The 20,007-nt window shown below is 71.1% G+C and carries 14 protein-coding genes; 10 read left to right on the top strand and 4 right to left on the bottom strand.

What is annotated here, in order from left to right:
* Nucleotides 1–63: 63 nt before the first annotated feature.
* Nucleotides 64–3,384 (bottom strand): hypothetical protein, encoded by a 3,321-nt coding sequence (locus tag ASG51_RS08805; protein ID WP_056380309.1) that lies wholly within the window; start codon nt 3,382–3,384, stop codon nt 64–66.
* A 1,995-nt stretch (nt 3,385–5,379) separates the two neighbouring features.
* Complete coding sequence (locus ASG51_RS08800) at nt 5,380–6,084, bottom strand: GntR family transcriptional regulator (RefSeq protein ID WP_244472601.1); 705 nt, start codon at nt 6,082–6,084, stop codon at nt 5,380–5,382.
* Between the two features lie 158 nt (nt 6,085–6,242).
* Here ASG51_RS08800 and ASG51_RS08795 point away from each other — a divergent pair, with 158 nt between their 5' ends.
* Entirely contained in the window at nt 6,243–7,220 is a 978-nt protein-coding gene (locus ASG51_RS08795) for a PfkB family carbohydrate kinase (RefSeq protein WP_056380307.1), read from the top strand.
* Here ASG51_RS08795 and ASG51_RS24020 read toward each other — a convergent pair.
* Nucleotides 7,195–8,274 (bottom strand): transcriptional regulator, encoded by a 1,080-nt coding sequence (locus ASG51_RS24020; RefSeq protein ID WP_056380305.1) that lies wholly within the window; start codon nt 8,272–8,274, stop codon nt 7,195–7,197. The two genes, ASG51_RS08795 and ASG51_RS24020, sit on opposite strands and share 26 nt — an antisense overlap.
* A 520-nt stretch (nt 8,275–8,794) precedes the next feature.
* On the opposite strand from ASG51_RS24020, the gene ASG51_RS24595 reads away from it, so the two are divergent.
* From ASG51_RS24595 to ASG51_RS08760, 5 genes are all read left to right on the top strand, one after another.
* Complete coding sequence (locus tag ASG51_RS24595) at nt 8,795–9,142, top strand: hypothetical protein (RefSeq protein WP_056221643.1); 348 nt, start codon at nt 8,795–8,797, stop codon at nt 9,140–9,142.
* A gap of 11 nt (nt 9,143–9,153) precedes the next feature.
* Entirely contained in the window at nt 9,154–10,461 is a 1,308-nt protein-coding gene (locus tag ASG51_RS08775) for a glycosyltransferase family 87 protein (RefSeq protein WP_244480101.1), read from the top strand.
* A 388-nt stretch (nt 10,462–10,849) separates the two neighbouring features.
* Nucleotides 10,850–11,593: a (Fe-S)-binding protein gene (locus ASG51_RS08770; protein WP_056221646.1), complete on the top strand. Its 744-nt coding sequence runs from the start codon at nt 10,850–10,852 to the stop codon at nt 11,591–11,593.
* Nucleotides 11,590–13,329, top strand: coding sequence for a lactate utilization protein B (locus ASG51_RS08765; RefSeq protein ID WP_244480100.1), 1,740 nt, complete (start codon nt 11,590–11,592; stop codon nt 13,327–13,329). Before ASG51_RS08770 ends, ASG51_RS08765 begins: the two co-directional genes overlap by 4 nt.
* Nucleotides 13,326–13,919: an LUD domain-containing protein gene (locus ASG51_RS08760; RefSeq protein ID WP_056380300.1), complete on the top strand. Its 594-nt coding sequence runs from the start codon at nt 13,326–13,328 to the stop codon at nt 13,917–13,919. The genes ASG51_RS08765 and ASG51_RS08760 overlap by 4 nt, the downstream gene beginning before the upstream one ends.
* 4 nt (nt 13,920–13,923) lie before the next feature.
* Here ASG51_RS08760 and ASG51_RS08755 read toward each other — a convergent pair whose 3' ends face one another.
* The gene (locus tag ASG51_RS08755) at nt 13,924–14,400 is read right to left on the bottom strand and encodes a hypothetical protein (protein WP_056380298.1); all 477 of its coding nucleotides are present in this window, start codon (nt 14,398–14,400) and stop codon (nt 13,924–13,926) included.
* 311 nt (nt 14,401–14,711) lie between these two features.
* Here ASG51_RS08755 and ASG51_RS08750 point away from each other — a divergent pair, with 311 nt between their 5' ends.
* From ASG51_RS08750 to ilvD, 4 genes are all read left to right on the top strand, one after another.
* On the top strand, nt 14,712–15,572 hold the full coding sequence (locus ASG51_RS08750; protein ID WP_056380804.1) for a transglutaminase family protein: 861 nt from the start codon (nt 14,712–14,714) through the stop codon (nt 15,570–15,572).
* A gap of 106 nt (nt 15,573–15,678) precedes the next feature.
* The gene (locus ASG51_RS08745) at nt 15,679–17,076 is read left to right on the top strand and encodes an ethanolamine ammonia-lyase subunit EutB (protein ID WP_056380297.1); all 1,398 of its coding nucleotides are present in this window, start codon (nt 15,679–15,681) and stop codon (nt 17,074–17,076) included.
* Nucleotides 17,073–17,864, top strand: coding sequence for an ethanolamine ammonia-lyase subunit EutC (gene eutC / locus ASG51_RS08740; RefSeq protein WP_056380295.1), 792 nt, complete (start codon nt 17,073–17,075; stop codon nt 17,862–17,864). The genes ASG51_RS08745 and eutC overlap by 4 nt, the downstream gene beginning before the upstream one ends.
* 366 nt (nt 17,865–18,230) lie before the next feature.
* Nucleotides 18,231–19,961: a dihydroxy-acid dehydratase gene (ilvD, locus tag ASG51_RS08735; protein ID WP_056380293.1), complete on the top strand. Its 1,731-nt coding sequence runs from the start codon at nt 18,231–18,233 to the stop codon at nt 19,959–19,961.
* The last annotated feature ends 46 nt before the right edge of the window (nt 19,962–20,007 follow it).

Genomic DNA, 20,007 nt, shown 5'->3' with positions numbered 1-20,007 from the left:
GGCGGCCCATCCTCACCGCAAGCGCCGCCCGGGCGGCCGGGGTCTCCCAGCCGCCCGAGGCCGTCAGCCCAGGGGGGATCGGCCCTCGAGCGCGCCGAACTGCAGGTAGTGCAGCATCGGGTCGATCTGCTCGGCCCGGACGTCCGGGTTGGCCGCCTCGTAGGCGTTCGTGTGGAAGCCGGCGGACGGATCCCGCCCTTCCTTCCAGCCGAAGTCGTGATAGTGCGCCAGGGGATCCATGTTGGCGGCGGCGACGTCCTGGTAGGCCGCCAGATACCCCTGGGTGTCGAAGATCGCGTTCGGATCGCGGCCCTCGTGCCAGCCGTTGGTCTCGTAGTGCTGGTAGGCGAAGGCGAAGCTGTCCCCGCCGGCCTTGAGCGCCGCCTGGGCGACGTCGAGGTTGGACAGCAGGTAGTATTCCGCGTCGAAGCCCGGATGCGTGTTCAGGTCGAGCGCGCGGCCCACGGCGGCATAGGTCTCGCGCCCCTCGGCCTGGCCGAAAGCGAGGTAATGGACCAGGGGATTCATGCCCGCCGCCTTCACGTCCGGATTCCGGGCGAGGTACAGCTCGTTGTCGAAGCCGAGCGACGGATCGCGGCCCTCGTTCCAGCCGTTGGTCTCGTAATGCGTCAGGGGATTCACCTTCGCGGCCGCGACGTCCGGATTGGCCGCCAGGTAGCCCGTCGTCGAGAATTCCGCGTTCGGATCGCGGCCCTCCAGCCAGCCGAACTGGGCGTAGTGCGTGTCGGCATCCATGCCGTCCCGCCAGACGTCCTTGTTGCTGCCATAGTAGAACAGGTCGTCGACCAGCGGGCTGGCATCGTTCTCGACGATGGTCCCATCGGTGAACTTGATTTCGGAGATCCCGGTGACGTCGTGTGACAGTCCGCTCGGATCGATGACGAACGATCGCCCCTGCTCGATCCGGACCTGCGAGGCGTCGAAGGCGAACGCGAACGTGACGGCGTCGCGCGATCCCAGGTCCACGATCGCCCCGAGCGTCTGGGACGCGAGTCCCGGATGGTTCGCACCATCGGTGTAGGTCGCGTCGATGGCGAGCGCCTTGCCGCCATCCTGATAGCCGGGCGTATAGACGCCGGTGTTGTTCGTCTCGACGACGATCCCGTCGAGCTTGAAGTCGTAGGCGACGCTGCCGGCCGCCGGGTCGCCATCCGCATCCGTCACCCGGGCGGTCAGCCTCTGTCCCTCGACGGCCCGGCCATCGCTGAGGCCGGCCAGGAGCAGGCTGCCGGCCCGGTCCCCGTCCGCCACGCTGCCGCCCACGGCCGAGGCGACGTCCGCGTGGCCCTGCGCATCGGTGTAGCTCGCGACCACCGAAAGCACCTTGCCGGCCTCGGCGTAGCCGAGGGTGTACTGGCCGGAGCTGTTGGTCTCCACCGTGCTGCCGTCGAGCTGGAAGGCGTAGCTCACGCCCCCCGGCGCCGGGAGCCCGTCCGGGTCCGACAGGCTGGCGCTGACGGTCTGGCCTTCCGCCACCGAGCCCGACAGGAGGACGCTGCCGGCGCGGTCCACGTCCGTGACGCTCCCGCCCACGGCCGAAGCGATGTCCGCGTGGCCCTGGCCATCGGTGTAGCTCGCGATCACCGAGAGCACCTTGCCGGCATCGGCGTAGCCGAGCGTGTACGCGCCGGACGTGTTGGTCTCGACCGTGCTGCCGTCGAGCTGGAAGGCATAAGTCACGCCGCCCGGTGCCGGGACCCCGGTCTCGACCGTGCTGCCGTCGAGCTGGAAGGCATAAGTCACGCCGCCCGGTGCCGGGACCCCGTCGGGATCCGACAGGCTGGCGCTGACGGTCTGGCCCTCCGTCACCGAGCCCGACAGGAGCAGGCTGCCGGCGCGATCCACGTCCGTGACGGTGCCACCCACCGCCGAGGCGATGTCCGCGTGGCCCTGCGCATCGGTGTAGCTCGCAACCACCGCGAGGACCTTGCCGGCCTCGGCGTAGCCGAGGGTGTACTGGCCGGAGGTGTTGGTCTCCACCGTGCTGCCGTCGAGCTGGAAGGCGTAAGTCACCCCGCCGGCCGCCGGGCCCCCATCCGGGTCCGACAGGCTGGCGCTGACGGTCTGGCCCTCCGCCACCGAGCCGGACAGGAGGACGCTGCCGGCGCGATTCACGTCCGTGATGGTGCCGCCCGCAGCCGCCACCACACTGTCATGGCCCTGCGCATCGGTGTAGCTCGCGACCACCGAGAGCACCTTGCCCGCATCGGCGTAGCCGAGCGTGAACTGGCCGGAGGTGTTGGTCTCCACCGTGCTGCCGTCGAGTTGTAAGGCATAAGTCACGCCGCCGGCTGCCGGCACGCCATCGGGGTCCGACAGGCTGGCGCTGACGGTCTCGCCCTCCGCCACCGAGCCCGACAGGAGGACGCTGCCGGCGCGATCCACGTCCGTGACGGTGCCACCCACCGCCGAGACGATGTCCGCGTGTCCTTGCGCATCCGTGTAGCTCGCGACCACCGCGAGGACCTTGCCGGCATCGGCGTAGCCAAGGGTGTACTGGCCGGACGTGTTGGTCTCCACCGTGCTGCCGTCGAGTTGGAAGGCGTAAGTCACGCCGTCCGGTGCCGGGAGCCCGTCGGGGTCCGACAGGCTGGCGCTGATCGTCTGGCCTTCCGTCACCGCGCCCGACAGGATTACGCTGCCGGCGCGGTCCACGTCCGTGACGGTGCCGCCGACAGCCGAGACGATGCCGGCGTGGCCCTGGCCATCGGTGTAGCTCGCGACCACCGAGAGCACCTTGCCGGCATCGGCGTAGCCGAGGGTGTACTGGCCGGACGTGTTGGTCTCGACCGTGCTGCCGTCGAGCTGGAAGGCGTAAGTCACGCCCCCCGGTGCCGGGACCCCGTCGGGATCCGACAGGCTGGCGCTGACGGTCTCGCCTTCCGTCACCGAGCCCGACAGCAGGACGCTGCCGGCCTGGTTCGCGTCCGCCACGCTGCCGCCGGCGACCGAGGCGATGTCGGCGTGGCCCTGGCCATCGGTGTAGGTGGCGACCACCGAGAGGACCTTGCCCGCATCGCCATAGCCCAGGGTGTACTGGCCGGAGGTGTTGGTCTCGACCGTGCTGCCGTCGAGCTGGAAGGCGTAAGTCACGCCGCCCGGCGCCGGGACCCCATCCGGGTCCGACAGGCTGGCGCTGACGGTCTGGCCCTCCGCCACCGAGCCCGACAGGAGGACGCTGCCGGCGCGGTCCACGTCCGTGACGCTCCCGCCCACCGCCGAGGCGATGTCCGCGTGTCCCTGGCCATCGGTGTAGCTCGCGACCACCGCGAGGACCTTGCCGGCATCGGCGTAGCCGAGCGTGTACGCGCCGGACGTGTTGGTCTCGACCGTGCTGCCGTCGAGCTGGAAGGCATAAGTCACGCCGCCCGGTGCCGGACGTGTTGGTCTCGACCGTGCTGCCGTCGAGCTGGAAGGCATAAGTCACGCCGCCCGGTGCCGGGACCCCGTCGGGATCCGACAGGCTGGCGCTGACGGTCTGGCCTTCCGTCACCGAGCCCGACAGGAGGACGCTACCGGCGCGATCCACGTCCGCCACGCTGCCGCCCACGGCGGAGGCGATGCCGGCGTGCCCTTGCGCATCCGTGTAGCTCGCGACCACCGAAAGCACCTTGCCGGCATCGGCGTAGCCGAGCGTGTACGCGCCGGAGGTGTTGGTCTCCACCGTGCTGCCGTCGAGCTGGAAGGCGTAAGTCACGCCGCCCGGTGCCGGGAGCCCGTCGGGATCCGACAGGCTGGCACTGATCGTCTGGCCTTCCGTCACCGCGCCCGACAGGAGGACGCTGCCGGCGCGGTCCACGTCCGTGACGGTGCCGCCGACAGCCGAGGCGATGCCGGCATGTCCCTGCCCATCGGTGTAGGTGGCGACCACCGAGAGCCCCTTGCCGGCATCGCCATAGCCCAGGGTGTACTGGCCGGAACTGTTGGTCTCGACCGTGCCGCCGTCGAGTTGGAAGGCGTAAGTCACGCCCCCCGGTGCCGGGAGCCCGTCGGGGTCCGACAGGCTGGCGCTGATGGTCTGGCCTTCCGCCACCGAGCCCGACAGGAGGACGCTGCCGGCGCGGTCCACGTCCGTGACGCTGCCGGCCGAGGCCGAGGCCGAGTCGGCGTGCCCCAGGGCGTCGGTGTAGGTGACCGTGACGGCGATGATCTTGCCGCTGTCGCCGTAGGTCGGCGTGTAGCTGTTGGAATCGGTGGCCTGCAGCACCTGATTCGCGACGATATCCAGGAAGGTGTAGAGCGCCGGCCCACCGGGCACGAGGCCATCGGCATCGGTGAGGGTCGCCACGATGGGCGTGCCTTCGGACGCATTGCCGTCGGTCAGCCCGGACAGCGTCAGGTCTCCGGGCTGATTGGTCTCAGCGATCGTGTAGGGGCCGGCCGCGTAATCGCCCGGAATGAAGACCGCGTTGTTGACGTCCGCGAAAACGTTCAGGCTGGTCGGCCCGCCGATCTGGGCCGTCGGGAGGCTGAGTTCCAGCACCGAGCGATCCGCGTTGTAGGCGTGGGTGAGGGGCGTGACCGAGACGAGTGTCCCCCCGTCGACGCCCGTATAGAGATACGGTTGCCCGTCCGGCGCGATGTTGATGTTGAAGTCGTAGCCGCCGTAGAGGTCAAAGATCTGGTATCCGGTCGCCGTGTTGGCATCGGTGTCGAGCCAGATCGTGGTGAAGGTTCCGATGGCGGTCCCGGCGGGTGCCGTGATGGCGAAGGTCGCCACGCCGCTCTCGATGTGCCCGTAGAGGCCGTAATCCATCGGCCCGCCGTCGATGGGATTCAGACGGTCGGAAGGCGCCCATTCCCCGAGATTACCGTCAATCGTATACATGGCGTCCCTGTCTCCCTACGACAGAAAAATACGAACAACGACGACCACAGCTTATCTATCGACGCGGACAGGGTCCGATGCGCGCTCCGGAGAAGCCAGACGAGCGCCAGTAAAGATCAGGACGCCAGAACAACCGTTCGCCACTAGACGATAACGCTGCCGTTTTTTCGTTCAATTTTACGTACCGCAGCGGGACAACGAGTAAAATCAAACCTTTGGTTCTTTGAATAACGAAAAATGATTAGATGCTTCGCGCGAATTCTGGCGGACAGGCGTCCGAGGCTGCGGACGCGGCGCACGGCCCTTCGGCCGCGCCGCCGACCGCGTCCGGTTGATCGCTTCGGTTGGCACGTGCGGAACGGCCCCCCTCCCGTGTGCGGGAGGGTTGGGGTGAGGGGCGCCGCAGGAACCAACCGGAGGGGGGACCCGGCCCACCCGTTCGATCCCTTCGGGAGACCGGATCTGGGCTTCGCTCAGGGGCCGCGCAGGCTTGCCGATCCGGGCACCGCCTCGATCGAGCGGAGCCCGGATCAGGTGCTCAGGTTCAGGCGGTAGCGGTAGGCGTCGCCGCGGAACAGGCCCTCGACATACTCGATCATGACGGCGTCGCGGTTGTAGCTGTGGCGCTTGATCAGCAGGCAGGGGAGGGGCTGGGCGAAGGCGAAGATCTCGCATTCGGCCGCATTCGGCATCGTCGCCTCCACGGTCTGCTCGCAACGCACGAGGCGGCCGCCCGGGTGCTCGGCCAGGAAGGCGTAGACCGAGCCGGAGAGGTCGCCGGTCTCCAGGCTGGGCACGGCCCGGATGTTGTACCAGGCCACCTCCCGGGACATCGGCACGCCGTCGCCGGAGCGCACGCGGGTCAGCCGCAGGAACGGGGCCGTGGAGGGCAGGCCGAAGATCGAGGCGATCGAGCGGTCCTCGGCGACCACCCGCTCCAGGATGCGGGAGGAGGGGATCTTGCCCAGTTCCCGCATCTCCTCGGTGAAGCCCTTGAGGCGGTCCATGCCCGGGCGCACCGGCTCGGGGCGGTGGCGCACGAGGAAGCCGGAGCGTCCGCGGGGAACGAGGAGCTCCTCGTCGCTGAGCTCGGCATAGGCGCGCTGGACCGTGACGCGGCTGACGCCGAGGCTGTCGGCCAGCTGACGCTCGGCCGGCAGGATGACGCCCGGCGGCAGCGAGCCCGACAGGATCAGCTCGCGCAGCTGGCCCTCGATCTGCCGGTAGAGCGGCATGGCGGTGTCCGCGCGCAGCCGCAGGAGGGACAGCACCGAGGGGCGATCACCGGCCGCCGGATCCGGCGCGACATCGCCGTGTATCGTCCGATTTCTGGGGCGCACGTCCGTCCGACCTCCGGTACGAATCCTTATATCGGATCGGGCCGGGGTGCTCCATGCGGGTCTTCGTCATCGGCAGCTTCGTGATCGCCTGCTCGGTCAAGGTCCCGCGGCTGCCGCAGGCGGGCGAATCCCTTGGGGGCTCGGCCTTCCGCGCGGAGCCAGGCGGCAAGGGCTTCAACCTCGCGCTGGCCGCGCACCGGCTCGGCGTCGGGGTGGACGGGCTCTTCGCCGTCGGCGCGGACGTGTTCTCCCCGGTGGTCCGCTCGACCTTCGCGCAGGTGGGCTTTCCCGAGACCATGCTGGTGCCGCATGCGGGCTCGACCGGCGCCGGCGTCGCCTTCGTCGATCCGGCGGGCGAGAACTGCCTCGCGGTCTGCCTCGGGGCCAACCTCGCCCTGACGGCGGCGGATGTCCGGGCGGCGGCCGACCGCGTCGCGGCCGCCGACCTCGTGGCGGCGACCTTCGAATCCCCGGATGCCCCCATCCGCGAGGCCTTCGCCCTGGCCCGGGCGCGGGGCCTGCCCACCCTGCTCAACCCGTCGCCGATGCGCCCCCTCGACCCCGAGATCCTGGCCGACACCACGCTCCTCGTCGTCAACGGGATCGAGGCGGCCGCGCTCGGCCTCGGCCCGGCCGAGGCCCTGGCCGAGGCGCGGCGCCCGACGCCCGCCATCGCCGCCCTCCTCGACGGGGGCCTCGACCACCTCGTGGTCACCCTGGGGGAGCGCGGCGCGGTCGCGTTCCGCCCCGGCCTGCCGCCCCTGCGCCAGCCGGCCTTCCCGGTGGCGGCCGTCGATACGGTCGGGGCGGGCGATGCCTTCGCGGCCGGCCTGATGGCGGCCCTGCTGGCGAAGGCGCCCCTCGGCGCGGCCCTGCGGCGGGCGGCGGCCTGCGGGGCGCTGGCCACCGCGCAGTTCGGCGCCTTCGACGCCTTCCCCACCGCCGCCGCGCTGGAGGCCTTCCTGGACGGGGCCGGGCCGGACGCCGCCTCCGGCGACGCGGGCCTCAGCACGGGGCCGACGGCCCGCTGAACATCGAGAGCGAGGCCACGATGCTCAGGAGTTCCGCCTGCCGCTTGGTGCCCGTTTTGTTGAAGATCGAGGTGAGCTGGGTCCGCACCGTGCTGGTCTGGACGCCGACGCTCTCGGCATAGCTCTGCAGGCGCAGGCCCCCGGCCAGGGCCTGGAGCAGGCGCGCCTCCGCCGGGGTCAGGTCGAACAGCAGGTGGAGGAGGCCGTCATCCGGCGCCGCCCGGGCGCCGACCTGCACCAGGATGAGGAGCACCGCCGAGGCGTCGAAGACGTCGCCGGGGTGTCGGTCGAAGCGCAGGATGTGGGCGATGTGGGCGCGGCGGTCGGCGTAGCCGCGCACCGGCATGGTCTGGGCCGCGCGCCGGCCGGCGACCACGTCGGCGATCGCGTCCTGCAGGAGCTTGCTGTTGACCAGGCTCTTGAACAGGAGGCCGCCATGCTGGCCCGAGGGCAGGATCTCGTCCTGCTCCTCCAGGCGGGCATTCATGGCCAGGACCCGCCCCGAGGCCGACAGGACCGCGGCCGGCAGCCCGATCCGGTTGAGCGCCGTGGTGGTGGTGCGGGCGCGCCCGGAGCCGAATCGCGCCCCGAGCCGGCAGGCGCGGACGAGATGCGGCCGCAGGGCATCGAGGCGCGGCAGGAGGCCGGCCTCGTGCGGACCGGCCTCGGCCCGGCGCTCGGCCGTGACGATCGCCACGTCGCCGGTGGGGAGGGGGATCGTCGTCCCCACCTGCCAGAACGGTTCGTCGACCCGGGAGGACCGGCCGTCATAGGAACCCGGCAGCAGGTCGACGTCGCGGACGAAGCTCCCCTGGGCGAGGGCGCGCCACTGCGCCGTGCGCCCGCTGCCCCGCCAGGACGCGGCGTCGGTGTGATGCCGCAGGCGGCGCTCGAGGGACGGGGAGGCGATCCAGCGCGGCGTGCCCGTGGGCGGCAGGACCATGAGCACGCCGCCATCCGAATGCGCCGTCTCTCCGAAGCATTGGAGGACGTCCGGCCAGAATTCGGGCGTGCCGGCCGCTTCATAGATCCGGTCGATCAGAGTTTCCCGCATCGGCCCGCCCCACTGATGATGTGTCTGATCTTGATAAGACCAATATCAGTCCAAAACCGGCGGCGGTATCCTCCGAATGGGGGATGTCGCCGGCCCGAGCCGGGCGCGGGGCCGGCGGCAGGTCCCTCCGCCCGCGGAGCACGGTGCGGCGGGCGGTCCCCGGCCGGTCGCGCGGTACGCGGCAAACCCCTGGCGAGACGGTGCTTTTTCGATGGGGTCGGGGCACCGGCCGGAGCCGGCAGCGACCGGAACGGCCGCGGCCGTGCCTTCCGGACCTGCCGAGACTGTCCGCGTTTCGGAGGATCCCGCCATCAGGACCTTCTGCGCCAGCGCCGTCGTCGTCCTGTCCTGCACCGCGACGCGGGCCGACGAACGGAACGACGGGCCCGATCTCGCCTGAGCCCGGGCTTCCTCGGCCCTGAAGCGCGGGCCGATCGGCTCCCCGGAGGCGACCCTCGCGACGGTCGCGCCACGGGCGGGATTCGTCGCCCACGACCACACGGAGGTCGACGAGGCGCCCGTGGCGGGCGCCGTGAGCGTCATCGCCACGGCCCTGCCGGCCGGCGCGAGCCGGGGTCTGTCCATCGCCGCGCCCATCGGCCCGACGAGCCTTCTCTGCATCCGGCGCACCCTCGCGGGCGCCCTGCCCACCGGCCTCGCCACCGGGCTCGGCGTCGCAACGGTCCACCTGACCGACGGAACCCTGGCGGCCCGCTGGGGCGCCGGCCGGACCGCATCCACCCGGGCCGGGCGCGGTTTGTTAAGCGCTTTCGGCCTTACTGAAGCCGGGCGGACACAGCCTCCGGCCGCCCGGGTCGGGACCGTCGTCGCGGCCGCCCGTGCCCCGGAGCGTTCCTGGTGCGTGTGATCGGAATGGCCATGACGGGACGGCACGCAACCGCGCCTGCGCCGCGCGGCGCCTGGCGCGCCGCGTTCGCGGACCTGGTGGGCTCCGATGCGCGCCTCCTGGCCTTTGCCCGGCGCGCCGCCTGGATCCTCGTGCCCCTGACCCTCGGGGTGGTGGCGGTGCTGTACGGCACCGGCCCCGAGCCGCGGCGGAACTGGCGGGGCGACGTGCTCGGCGTGGATTTCAGCCAGATCTGGGTCGCGGGCCGGGCCGCGCTGGAGGGCCGCGCCGGCGAGCCCTACGACCTGCCGGTGCACCTCGCGAACCTGAAGGCCGCGTTCGGGCCGGATTGCCGCTTCGCCTGGCACTACCCGCCGGTGTTCCTGCTGCCGGCCGCCGCCCTGGCGGTGTGGGAGCCGCAGGCCGCCTTCTGGCTCTGGACCGCGCTGTCCGTCGGCCTGTTCGCCTTCGCGATGGGACTCGCGGCCGGGTGCCGCGACGGGGCCGGGATCGCGCTCGCGCATCCGCTCGTCTTCTGCACGCTCGTCTACGGCCAGAACGCCCTGTTCACCGCCGCGCTCCTGACCCTGGGCGCGACCCTGGTGGACCGGCGCCCCTGGCTCGCGGGGCTGTGCTTCGGGCTGCTCTGCTACAAGCCGCACTTCGCGGTGCTGGCGCCGCTCCTGCTCCTGGCCACCGGCCGCCGGGCCTGCCTGGGCGCCTGCCTCGCCACCATGCTCGCCCTCGCCGCCGCCGCCCTGGCGGCGTTCGGCCCGGCGCCCTGGATCGGCTTCCTCCGGACCCTCGGCACCACCAACCAGATCATCCTCCGGGACGCCGGGGCGGGCCTCGACGTCAACGCCAGCGCCTTCGGCGCAGTGCGGCTCGCGGGCGGCACGATGGCCGCCGCCTGGGCCTTCCAGGGCCTCGTCGCCCTGGCGGCGCTGGCGCTGGCGCTGCGCAGCTGGCGCGGGCCGACGCCCGCGCCCCTGCGCGCCGCCGCCCTGCTCGCCGCGGTGCCGCTGCTCTCGCCCTACCTGCCGGTCTACGACCTCGCGCCCCTGGTGCCCGCGACCCTGTTCCTCGTCCTGGCGGCCCGGGACGCCGGCGGCCTGCGCTGGCCGGAGCGGGCCCTCCTGTGCGCGACGCCCCTGTTCGCCCTGCCGCGCCTCGTCGCCGACCTGACGGGGGTGCCCCTCGGGCTCGGGCTGGCCCTGGCCGTGCTCGCCTGCGTCGCCCTCCGGGTGCTCCACCCCGGCGGGGCCCCGATGCGCCCCGGTCCGTCGACGGCCCCGCGGCCGGGCGGCCTGGGGCACCGGGAGTCCGCGCCGCGCGCGTGAGATCCCAAGCCCCGCGCGAGACCCGGAGCCCCCCCCGGACTCGCCCGAGGGACGAACCGTCCGCGCAGCGCCCGACCCCTCGCCCTGCCGGATGCCGGCGAGGTCGTCCCGGTCCGCGGGCGCGTGGTACGGGTCGGGGTCGGGTCGGACGGCACGCCATCGTCCGCGCGGGCGCGAAAAGGCTCCGCGAAGGCGCGAGACGTGAACCCGCCGAGACCGATGCGTGCGCCACCCGCCGGGATGCGTGCCGGGGCGCCGGCCCACGGCCCCCGCGCCCGAGAAACCGGTTTCCCCTTTTTGGTCCGATGCTCTAAACCCGGCCCCAGAGTAGAACATTTCCAAAGGCGGCCGGCGGGGTGTCCCGGCGGGCGCGGGACCAGGGAACGCCATGCGCATCGGACTGTTCGTGCCGTGCTACGTCGACGCCTTCGAGCCGGAGGTGGGGGTGGCCACCCTGGAGCTGCTGGAGCGCTTCGGGCTCGACGTGGACTACCCCTTCGACCAGACCTGCTGCGGCCAGCCGATGACCAACACCGGCTGCCACGCCGAGGCCGCCGCCACCGAGGCCCTGTTCGTGAAGAACTTCGCCCCGTTCGACTACGTGGTGGCCCCATCCGGCTCCTGCGTGCACCAGGTGCGCGAGCACCTCACGGCGATCCCGCAGACCGAGGAGGTCAAGGCGGTGCGGGCCAAGACCTTCGAGCTGGTCGAGTTCCTGCACGACATCCTCAAGGTCGATGAATTCCCCTGGGCCGAGTTCCCCCACAAGGTCGGCTACCACGGCAACTGCAACGCGCTCCGGGGCATCCACCACGCCCGCCCGTCCGAGCTGAACGCGCCGTTCTTCTCCAAGCCCCTGGATCTCCTGAAGAAGGTCAAGGGCATCGAGATCGTGGCCCCCGCCCGGCCCGACGAGTGCTGCGGCTTCGGCGGCACCTTCTCGGTGTTCGAGCCCGCCGTCTCGGCCAAGATGGGCTACGACAAGGTCGCGGACCACGCCCAGGCCGGGGCCGCCTACGTCGTCTCGGCCGATTCCTCCTGCCTGATGCACCAGAAGGGCTGCGCCGAGCGGCTCGGCGTGCCGCTCAAGTACATCCACATCGCCCGCATCCTGAATGGAGCGACCGCATGAGCGCCTCCGATGAACTCCGTCCCCGAGAGGACCTTCGACCCCGCGACGATGCCCGCCGCGACGGCGTGATCCATCCCGAGGTGCTGGCCGCGAACGACGAGAGCGAGCGGGGCCAGGACGGCCGGCGCCTGCAGCACGCGGAGGGCGCCTCGAGGCCGATCTCGGCCGAGGCCATCTCCCCGAAGGCGCCCCGCGAGCCGCAGCCGCGCGGCGCCAAGATCCGCGGCGACCGGCCCATCGACCAGGCCGAGGCCGCCGAGCGCTTCCTCGCCGCGCCGCTGCACCAGAAGGCGCACGACGCCCGGCTCTGGGACCTGCGCTCCAAGCGCGACACCGCCGCCTTCGGCATCCCCGAATGGGAGGAGCTGCGCGAGCTCGCCTCCCAGATCAAGACGCACACCCTGGCGAACCTCGACCGCTACCTCGAGCAGTTCGAGGCCCAGGCGAAGGCCAACGGCGTGCACGTGCACTGGGCCGCCGACGGGGCCGAGCACAACCGCATCGTGCACGGCATCCTCAAGGATCACGGCGCCAAGTCGCTGATCAAGTCGAAGTCGATGCTCACCGAGGAATGCGGCTTCCGGCACTACATGGCCGGCACCGGCATCGAGGTGATCGAGACCGATCTCGGCGAGCGCATCCAGCAGCTCGACAACGAGGAGCCGAGCCACGTGGTGGTGCCGGCCGTGCACAAGACCCGCTTCGACGTGGCCGAGGTCTTCTCCCGCACCATGGGAACCGACCCCGAGAACGACGACGCCCACTACCTCGCCGAGAGCCAGCGCATGCACACGCGCCCGCTGATCCTGGAGGCGGATGCGGGGCTCACCGGCTGCAACTTCGCCATCGCCGAGACCGGCACGGTGGTGACCTGTACCAACGAGGGCAATGCCGATCTCTCGGGCAACGTGCCGAAGCTCCAGATCCACTCCATCGGCATCGAGAAGCTGATCCCGCGCATCGAGCATCTCGGCGTGTTCCTGCGCCTGCTCTCGCGCTCGGCGCTGGGCTCGCCGATCACCCAGTACACCTCGCACTTCCGCGCGCCCCGCGCGGGCACCGAGATGCACATGGTGCTGGTCGACAACGGCCGCTCCGAGCGCCTCGGCATGGAGGAGTTCTGGACGTCCCTGAAATGCATCCGCTGCGGCGCCTGCATGAACACCTGCCCGGTCTACCGGCGCTCGGGGGGCCTGTCCTACGGCGCCACCTATTCGGGCCCGATCGGGCTGATCATCGACCCGACCTTCAACAAGCGGAAATACTCGACCCTGCCGTTCTCCTCGACGATGAACGGCTCCTGCACCAATGTCTGCCCGGTGAAGATCAACATCCACGAGCAGATCTTCGCGTGGCGGAAGGTCTTGGCCGAGGAGCACCAGATCCCGCTCCTGAAGCAGGGCATGATGAAGGCGGCGGGCCAGGTCCTGAGCCGCCCGGCCACCTACCGGGCGGCCATCGGCGCCGCCGATTCCGCCCTCAAGGTGCTGCCGCGCTTCGCCGTCTACAACCCGCTCAACACCTGGGGGAAGGGCCGCGAGATGCCCGAGGCCCCGCGCCAGACCTTCCACGCCTGGTACAAGCAGAACCGCATGGGCCAGGCGGGGGGCAGGAAGACCCTCGACACGACCAAGACCGGCGACACGACGAAGACCCGCGACACGACCAAGACCGACGGCACCACGAAGACCGGCGACACGACGAAGACCGGCGACACGACGAAGAGTGCGACATGAGCGTCCGCGAAACCACCCTGGCGCGCATCCGCCAGAACCGCCCGGCGGGCGATTACCCCCTGCCGGAGGTGCCGCTCTTCGCGCCACTGGTCGGCGACGACCACGTGGCCGAGTTCGGCGAGCGCCTGAAGCGCATGGGCGGCCGGCTCGCCGAGGCCGACCCCGGCGGCGACCCCTTCGCCAGCGTGCCCGAGCGCCTGGCCGGCGCGTCGGTCATCGCCTCGGCCGTGACGGAGATCGCGGGCAACCGCGATCTTGGCGCCGTGGCCCGGCCGCAGGACCTCGCCGACGTCGACGTCGCCGTCGTGCGGGCGGTGTTCGGGGTCGCCGAGACCGGCTCGGTGCTGTTCACGCAGGCCGAACTGCAGGTGAACGCCGTCGCCTACCTCGCCCAGCACCTGGTGGTGCTCCTCGACCCGGCCGACATCCTGGTGAACATCCAGGCGGCCTACCGCCGCCCGGACTTCGCCCACGCCGATTACGCCGTGCTCCACACCGGCCCCTCGGCCACCGCCGACATCGAGGGCGTGCTGATCCACGGCGCGCAGGGCGTGCGCTCGCTCACGGTGATCCTGGTGCCGCGAGGCTGAGGGGTCAGGTCATCCCCAACGAGGCCTGCACGTCCGGCGTGACGAGCTTGCGCATCCGCCTCGCGAGGCTGGTCGGCGCGTTGCAGATGGTCACGAGACGCCAGACGATGGACCAGCCATCCTGCACCGGCGCCTGGGTGAACGAGCGATCCCCGACGCTTTCGCGGCGGATGCCGTTCTGATCGGCGAGGTAGTATTGCCAGACGGAGTAGGGGTTCGGAGTCGGGTCGGTGAAGCTCTGGGCCAACCGATAGAACCCGGCCGGATAGGTGATCCCGGTGCGTCCCTGGAACGGCGTCGGGTGGTTGATCCCGATCGAGTTCACAATCGTGTTCTGATCGAAGACGATCGACGTATAATAGAAGTTCGGATCCGTGCGATAGAGGTACTGCATAATATCGCCGACCGTATTGCCCTTCACCTGGCCGAGATCGACGCGCGTTTTGTAGAAGACGCCGACCACACTGAAATCAACCGCCATGGCTTTCCCTCCCGGCATGGGTGCGCAGCGCCAAACCGCAGCCGTTGCAGCGTGGCGTGATCTCTCAGGACTTCGTCCCGAAGATTGTCTTCATCGACTCCACTGAAGATATCTCAAGTTGTCTCAGCTGCCGTAGTTTTGCAACCTGAGATTTTCAACTCTCGAAAACGTGAGGCGCATGGCGATGGTCTCGTCCGCGAGTCGTCCGCAGTCTCGCGAACCATCCCCAGGTTCGGCGGGCACGATCTCTGCTGCCACAGGCGCGATCCTTGCTATGCTGGCCGCCGAGACCTGCCGGCAAGGAGCGGATGGTGCGCTATCAACTGGGCTGCAACTTATCCTACAACATCCTCTCGGACACGACCTTCATCTTCAACCTCGAGGTCGCGCGCCTGCGTAGCGTCGAGATCCTCAGCGAGAGCCTGATCCTGTCGCCGAACCTGAAGCGCGACATCTACATCACGCCCGACCTCCAGAACCGCTACCTCGGCGTCAACGTGCCGGTGGGGCAGTTCGCCCTGGAATACAGCGCCGAGGTCGAGCTCACCGTGCACCGGGCCGACCCGGCGACGGTCGACGAGACGCCGATCTCCCAGCTGCCCCTCGACATCCTGCCGTTCCTGCTGCCGAGCCGCTTCGTCTCGTCCGACCGGCTGACGCCCTTCGCGCTGGCCGAGTTCGGCGCCCTGCCGAAGGGCCACCAGCGGGTCAACGCGATCTGCAACTGGATCCACGACCACCTGACCTACCAGCCCGGCACCAGCGACGGCGAGACCACCGCCGACGAGAGCCTGCTCAAGCGGGCCGGGGTCTGCCGCGACTTCGCCCATATCGGCACCGCCTTCTGCCGGGCGCTCGGCATCCCCGCCCGCTTCGTCAGCTGCTACGCCCACGGCCTCGTGCCGAGCGACTTCCACGCGGTGTTCGAGGCCTATCTCGACGGGCGCTGGTGGCTGTTCGATGCGACCCGCCAGGCCGACCTCGACGGCCTGGTGCGCATCGGCGTCGGGCGCGACGCCGCCGAGATCGCCTTCTCGACGCCCTGGGGCAACATGCAGCCGGTCAACCAGCAGATCCGCATCGTGCGCGCGGACGGGCAGGGCAGCCCGCCCCAGCGCACCGTCGACGCGATCTCCACCGAGGAGCCGGCCCCGCACGCGGGCGCGGCCTGAGACCCGGGGCGAGCGCGCCCCGATCATCCTAGCGCGCCGCGATCGCCGCGCCCTTGCCGAACCGGGCAGGCGTGCGATGTGAACGGTTCACGGAGGGCATCGCGCCATGGCCTATCGTCACACCGTCGGCCCCCGCACCCACGTCTTCGCCGATCTCGCGGCCCTGATGGCCAAGGCGACGCCGGTGCGCTCGGGCGACCGGCTCGCCGGCGTGGCGGCGGAATCCGCCGAGGAGGCGGTGGCGGCCCGCTGGTGCCTCGCCGAGGTCCCCTTGCGCGAGATCCTGGCCCGGCCCCTGATTCCGTACGAAGCCGACGACGTCACGCGCCTCATCCTCGACACCCACGACGCGGGGGCCTTCGCCGAGATCGCCCACCTCACCGTCGGCGACTTTCGCGAGTTCCTGCTGACGGCCTCGTCCGGGACCCTGGCGCGGATCGCCCCCGGCATCACGCCGGAGATCGCCGCGGCGGTCTCCAAGATCATGCGCAACCAGGACCTGATCCTGGTGGCGCGCAAGTGCCGGGTGGTCACGCGCTTTCGCAACACCATCGGGCTGCCGGGGCGCCTCGCCGTGCGGCTGCAGCCCAACCACCCCACCGACGATGCCGCCGGCATCACCGCCTCGATCCTCGACGGCCTGTCCTACGGCTGCGGCGACGCGGTGATCGGCCTCAACCCGGCCTCCGATTCCGTCTCGACCCTGAGCGGCCTGCTCCACCTCTTCGACGACCTGATCCGGCGCCTGGAGATCCCGACGCAAGGGTGCATCCTCACCCACGTGACCACCACGATCGAGGCCATGAACCGGGGCCTGCCGGTCGACCTCGTGTTCCAGTCGATCGCGGGCACGCAAGGGGCCAATGCCAGCTTCGGCGTCACCCTGCCGATCCTCCGGGAGGCGCACGAGGCGGCGCTGGCCCTCAAGCGCGGCACGGTCGGCGACAACTGCATGTACTTCGAGACCGGGCAGGGCTCGGCCCTCTCGGCGGGCCAGCACCACGGCATCGACCAGCAGACCCTGGAGGCCCGGGCCTACGCGGTGGCCCGGCCGTTCCGGCCCCTCCTCGTCAACACCGTGGTGGGCTTCATCGGGCCGGAATACCTGTACGACGGCAAGGAGATCATCCGGGCCGGGCTGGAGGACCACTTCTGCGGCAAGCTCATGGGCGTGCCGCTGGGCGTGGACGTCTGCTACACCAACCACGCCGAGGCCGACCAGAACGACATGGACACCCTGATGACCCTGCTGGGGGCGGCCGGCTGCACCTTCATCATGGGCATCCCCGGCGCCGACGACGTGATGCTGAATTACCAGTCCACCTCGTTCCACGATTCCCTCTACCTGCGCGAGGTGCTCGGCCTGAAGCGCGCCCCGGAATTCGAGGCCTGGCTGGAGCGGATCGGGCTCACCGACGCGGAGGGCGCCCTGCTGCCGGAGGGGCCGAGCGCCCGCCTGATCGCCGCCGCGCCGGGGCTCGCCGATCCCGGGCTGGCCGCATGAGCACCGAGGCCGACCCCTGGGCCCGCCTCGCCCGGCTCACCCCCGCCCGCATCGGCCTCGGCCGGGCCGGCTCCGGCCTGCCGACCCGGGAGGTCCTGCGCTTCGGCCTCGCCCACGCCCAGGCCCGGGACGCCGTGCACACGCCCCTCGACGCCGAGGCGGTGAGCGCGGGCCTCGCGGCCCTCGGGTTCGAGACGCTCCGCGTGGCCTCCGCCGCGCCGGACCGGGCGACCTACCTGCGGCGGCCGGATCTCGGCCGCGCCCTGACGGAGGAGGGCGCCGCGGCGCTCGCCGCCCGCAGCGACGGCCCGGTGGACCTCGCCCTGGTGGTCGCCGACGGCCTCTCGGCCCGGGCCGTGCACGAGGGGGCGGCGGGCCTCCTCGCCGCCTTCCAGCCCCACATCGCGCGGGCCGGCTGGCGACTCGCACCCATCGTGGTGGCGACGCAGGCGCGGGTGGCCCTCGGCGACGGCATCGGCGCGGCGCTCCAGGCCCGCGCCGTGGTGGTGATCATCGGCGAGCGGCCCGGCCTGTCCTCGCCGGACAGCCTCGGGCTCTACCTCACCTTCGCCCCGCGGGTGGGGCGCTCGGATGCCGAGCGCAACTGCCTCTCGAACGTGCGCCCGGCCGGGCTCTCGCACGCGTTGGCCGCGTTCAAGCTCGACTGGCTCCTGACCCAGGCCTTCGCGCTGGGGCTCTCCGGCGTGACCCTCAAGGACGACAGCGGGCCCGCCCTCGCGGCCGCCCCGGGCCCGACCCTGCTGGGCGACGGGTCCGAGCCGGCCTGAGTCCGAGCCGGCCTGAGGTTGGCAAAGCCTTCGCGCGGGGACCCGGGACGAACCCCGCCGTCGCCTCAGGTTGTCCGAAAGAAATCCCACCCCAAAGCGTGGCTGTGGCGAGGTCGCAACACCCCGAAAGCATCCCGACTTTGCCTTGGGAGACCCCTCTCGCCGCCGCGATCCCGCCATAAACCGGGACCACCTCAGCAAGCGCGGTAAACGATAGTTCCCCCAACGCTTTACCGCGGAGTTCAGACGCTTTCCGAGAAACGGTCCGGTGGGCCGCGCGCCGTGGGTCCCCACGGAACGCACCCATCTGTTCGCGGTCGCGCCGAACCCACACATGCGTATCAGGCCGGGGCGGTGAGACACACGATGGACGCGAGCAAAACCGACAAGTCGAAGCTTCCGAGCCGCCATGTCACGGAGGGGCCCGAGCGCGCGCCCCATCGCTCGTACCTCTACGCCATGGGCCTGACCCGCGAGCAGATTCACCAGCCGCTGGTGGGCGTCGCCTCCTGCTGGAACGAGGCCGCCCCGTGCAACATCTCGCTGATGCGCCAGGCGCAGGCGGTGAAGAAGGGCGTCTCGGCCGCCAACGGCACCCCGCGCGAGTTCTGCACCATCACGGTGACGGACGGCATCGCCATGGGCCATGCCGGCATGCGCGCCTCGCTGCCCTCCCGCGAGGTCATCGCCGACTCGGTCGAGCTGACCATGCGCGGCCACGCCTACGACGCCCTCGTGGGCCTCGCCGGCTGCGACAAGTCCCTGCCCGGCATGATGATGTCGATGGTGCGCCTCAACGTGCCGTCGATCTTCATCTATGGCGGCTCGATCCTGCCCGGCTCGTTCCGGGGCCGTCCGGTGACGGTGCAGGACCTGTTCGAGGCCGTGGGCAAGGTCGCGGTCGGCGACATGTCCCTCGAGGACCTCGACGAGCTGGAGCAGGTCGCCTGCCCGTCGGCCGGCGCCTGCGGCGCGCAGTTCACCGCCAACACCATGGCCACCGTCTCCGAGGCCATCGGCCTGGCGCTGCCCTACTCGGCCGGCGCCCCGGCGCCCTACGAGATCCGCGACAGATTCTGCATGACCGCGGGCGAGAAGGTGATGGAGCTCATCGCCAAGAACATCCGCCCGCGCGACATCGTCACCCGCAAGAGCCTGGAGAACGCGGCGGCCGCCGTCGCGGCCTCGGGCGGCTCCACCAACGCGGCCCTGCACCTGCCGGCCATCGCCCACGAGTGCGGCATCAAGTTCGACCTGTTCGACGTCGCCGAGGTGTTCAAGCGGACGCCCTACATCGCCGACCTGAAGCCGGGCGGGCGCTACGTCGCCAAGGACATGTTCGAGGTCGGCGGCATCCCGCTCCTGCTCAAGACGCTGCTCGACCACGGCTTCCTGCACGGCGACTGCATGACCGTGACCGGCCGCACCATGGCCGAGAACATGGAGAAGGTTCACTGGAACCCGGACCAGGACGTGGTCCGCTCCGCCGCCACCCCCCTGACGCCCACCGGCGGCGTCGTCGGCCTGCGCGGCAACCTCGCCCCCGAGGGCGCCATCGTGAAGGTGGCCGGCATGTCGGAGGACAAGCAGGTCTTCAGCGGCCCGGCCCGCGTGTTCGACGGCGAGGAGGCCTGCTTCGAGGCCGTCCAGAAGCGCACCTACAAGGAGGGCGAAGTCCTCGTCATCCGCTACGAGGGTCCGAAGGGCGGCCCCGGCATGCGCGAGATGCTCTCCACCACCGCGGCCCTCTACGGCCAGGGCATGGGCGACAAGGTCGCGCTCATCACCGACGGGCGCTTCTCGGGCGCCACCCGCGGCTTCTGCGTCGGCCATGTCGGGCCCGAAGCCGCCGTCGGCGGTCCGATCGGCCTGATCCGCGACGGCGACGTCATCACCCTCGACGCCATCAAGGGCACCCTCGACGTGGCGGTCTCCGACGCGGAGTTCGCGACGCGTCGCGCCGCCTGGAGCCCGCGCACCAACTCGGCCACCTCCGGCTACCTGTGGAAGTACCAGCAGACCGTCGGGCCGGCGGTGAACGGCGCGGTGACCCATCCGGGCGGCGCCGAGGAGACGCACACCTATGCGGACATCTAGGACAGCCCTCGGCCGCGCCCCGCGGCCGGTCCGGGCCGCCCGGGAT

The sequence above is a fragment of the Methylobacterium sp. Leaf465 genome (assembly GCF_001424705.1).
Taxonomy (GTDB): Bacteria; Pseudomonadota; Alphaproteobacteria; order Rhizobiales; family Beijerinckiaceae; genus Methylobacterium.
Note: the sequence above shows the minus strand (reverse complement) of the source record. Positions and strands in the feature narration are given on the sequence as shown.